The organism is Streptococcus mitis (assembly GCF_001579035.1).
Classification (GTDB): domain Bacteria; phylum Bacillota; class Bacilli; order Lactobacillales; family Streptococcaceae; genus Streptococcus; species Streptococcus mitis_J.
Window position 1 is genome coordinate 258,223 of sequence record NZ_KQ970286.1, and the last position, 2,459, is coordinate 260,681.

General features: G+C 40.9%; 5 protein-coding genes. All 5 read right to left on the bottom strand.

The window, feature by feature from the left end:
* Positions 1–396 (bottom strand): gamma-glutamyl-gamma-aminobutyrate hydrolase family protein (locus tag SMIDD26_RS03570; RefSeq protein ID WP_134990152.1); only part of this gene is annotated, 396 nt, incomplete at its 3' end.
* A 17-nt stretch (positions 397–413) separates the two neighbouring features.
* Entirely contained in the window at positions 414–1,055 is a 642-nt protein-coding gene (locus tag SMIDD26_RS03575) for a redox-sensing transcriptional repressor Rex (RefSeq protein ID WP_061438969.1), read from the bottom strand.
* Between the two features lie 82 nt (positions 1,056–1,137).
* Positions 1,138–1,353, bottom strand: coding sequence for a DUF4649 family protein (locus SMIDD26_RS03580; protein ID WP_061438971.1), 216 nt, complete (start codon positions 1,351–1,353; stop codon positions 1,138–1,140).
* Between the two features lie 7 nt (positions 1,354–1,360).
* Positions 1,361–1,708 (bottom strand): DUF1831 domain-containing protein, encoded by a 348-nt coding sequence (locus SMIDD26_RS03585; protein WP_045606992.1) that lies wholly within the window; start codon positions 1,706–1,708, stop codon positions 1,361–1,363.
* Positions 1,709–1,712: 4 nt separating this feature from the next.
* On the bottom strand, positions 1,713–2,459 hold a 747-nt coding region (locus SMIDD26_RS12665), incomplete at its 5' end, for a cysteine desulfurase family protein (RefSeq protein WP_246746881.1).

Consider the following 2,459-nt stretch of genomic DNA (forward strand, 5'->3'; position numbering starts at 1 on the left):
ATGATCTTCGATATCTTGGTACAGAGTTCCGCCCATGGCAACGTTAAAAAGCTGAGTCCCACGACAGACGGAGAAAATAGGCTTTTTCTGTTTGATAGCTTCCTTGATGAGGGCTAGTTCGAATATATCTCTTTGAAGGTGGTAGTCATCGCTATCAATTGTTTTCGGTTCGCCATAGAATTTTGGATCAACATTTTGCCCACCTGTTAAGATGAGCTTGTCAACCATACTGATATAGTGGCAGGCCATTTCTTGATCACCAATCGGTAGGATGATGGGAATCCCTCCAGCGTCTTTAACGCCTTCAACAAAGCCTTTTGCTGCGTAGCTCATCATGATGTCATCATCAGGATGAGTTTTTTCGTTTCCTGTAATCCCTATAACTGGTTTTTTCATAAAATGATTTTCGCTTTCTAATCCTCTTTTCGCATGAAATAGAGGAGAGTTTGGAGTTCACTTGTCAAATCGACATACTGAACGACCACGTCTTTTGGTAAATGCAGATGGACTGGTGAAAAACTAAGAATTCCTTTCACGCCAGCATCAACCAAGAGATTGGCAACCTCTTGTGACTTGACGCTGGGAACGGTCAGGATAGCAGTTTTGACATCAGCATCCTGAATTTTATCCTTGATTTGAGAAATTCCGTAAATGGGAATCCCGTCAGGAGTTTGGGTACCGACTTCAGGATGGTCATCTAGGTCAAAGGCCATGATAATCTTCATCTTGTTACGTTCGTGGAAGCGGTAGTGGAGAAGGGCATGGCCCATATTTCCAATACCAACCAGCATGACATTGGTGATAGAGTTATCATTGAGTAAATCGGCAAAAAACGTCATCAGTTTTTTGACATCATAACCAAATCCACGCCGACCTAGTTCACCAAAATAGGAAAAATCACGACGTACGGTTGCTGAATCAATACCGATAGCCTCTGCAATTTGCTTAGAGTTGGCACGTTCAATCTTTTCTGCATGAAATCTCTTAAAAATTCGATAGTAGAGAGAGAGTCTTTTCGCTGTAGCTTTTGGAATAGCAGACTGTTTATCTTTCACAAAATCACAACCTTTCTATTCTTCTATTTTATAGAAACATTGTGAAAAAATCAACAAAAATAAGAAAAAACTAAGAAAAATCTTAGTTTTGATGTAAAAAATCTGCATGTGATAGAAAACGGTAGAGGTCTCCGACCAGACCCTGATAAACTTTCTGGCCCTTAAAGGTCAAAGAAGTCACATAAAGTGTATCTGGTAGGGTCACACAGCCTGACAAAGCTAGTATGAGTTCCTCGTAATCCTCATACTTGAGAGTCCGCTCTACATGATAGTTATCCTTATAGGTCAATTCAAACATTTTGGCTCTATCTTTCTGATTTTGTAAAGATACCACGTTCTACCAAGCTATCCATGAGGAAGTAGAATTTTTCCTGATGAATGTGGTGGTCTTCTGATTTGAAAATATCAACTAGACGAAGGCCAAACTTGTCAGTGATATTGATTTTAGCCCCTGTAAGTTCCTTGTTAATGATGATTTTGAGTTGGAATCCTTCACCGCTGTTTGGCACTTTTTCCAAAAGGCGAGTTAGTTCATAGTTACCAACCTTTGTTTCAAAAAAAGTGTTGTCCTTGAGGGTGAATTTTTTAACAGAAGGGCTAAGAGTGTAGTCGTAACGACAATTTTTTAACTGAATGGTTTTTTCAAATGCCATATGGCTAACCTCCGATAATTTCTTTTAAGGTTTTTGCGAGGGTTTCTAGGTCTTCAACGGTATTTTGTGGCGACAAACTGATACGAACAGATTCCTTCAAGCGTTCTGAATTTGCCCCGTACATGGCTTCAAGAACATGGCTGGATTGGACAATACCTGCTGTACAGGCTGAGCCAGTAGAGATTGAAATTCCAGCCAAATCCAGACGAAGGAGTAAGAGGTCATTTTTCTGGCCAGGAAATCCAATATTGAGAACATAAGGGAGATGGTGTTCGCCTCTATTCAGGTAATACTGAACTCCCTCTAGCTCTGCCAGAAAGGCAGTTTCTAAATTTTGTACATGTTGAAAATGTTCTTCTTGTTTTTCTAGGTCTTCTTTTAGAGCTGCAAGCATGCCTACGATGGCAGCTAGATTTTCAGTTCCTGCACGTTTTTTCTGTTCTTGGTCTCCGCCATGGAGATAGGAATCAAAATCCATGCTAGATGCGTAGAGAAAGCCGATTCCCTTAGGACCATGGAACTTGTGGGCAGAAGCAGTGAGAAAATCAATGCCCAATTCTTCTGGGTGTATAGGGATTTTACCAATAGCCTGAACGGCATCGACATGATAGGCGGCAGGGTGTTGCTTGAGTATTTGACCAATTTCAGCAATGGGCAGTAGGTTTCCTGTCTCATTATTGGCAAACATGGTAGAAACCAAAATCGTATCGTCACGTAAGGCCTCTTGAATTTGCTGGGCGGTGATTTCTTG

What these genes read in the sequence shown, in the direction of transcription:
- SMIDD26_RS03580 (WP_061438971.1), bottom strand. Translation starts at nt 1,353, where the DNA reads ATGTTTGAATTGACCTATAAGGATAACTATCATGTAGAGCGGACTCTC.
- SMIDD26_RS03585 (WP_045606992.1), bottom strand. Translation starts at nt 1,708, where the DNA reads ATGGCATTTGAAAAAACCATTCAGTTAAAAAATTGTCGTTACGACTAC.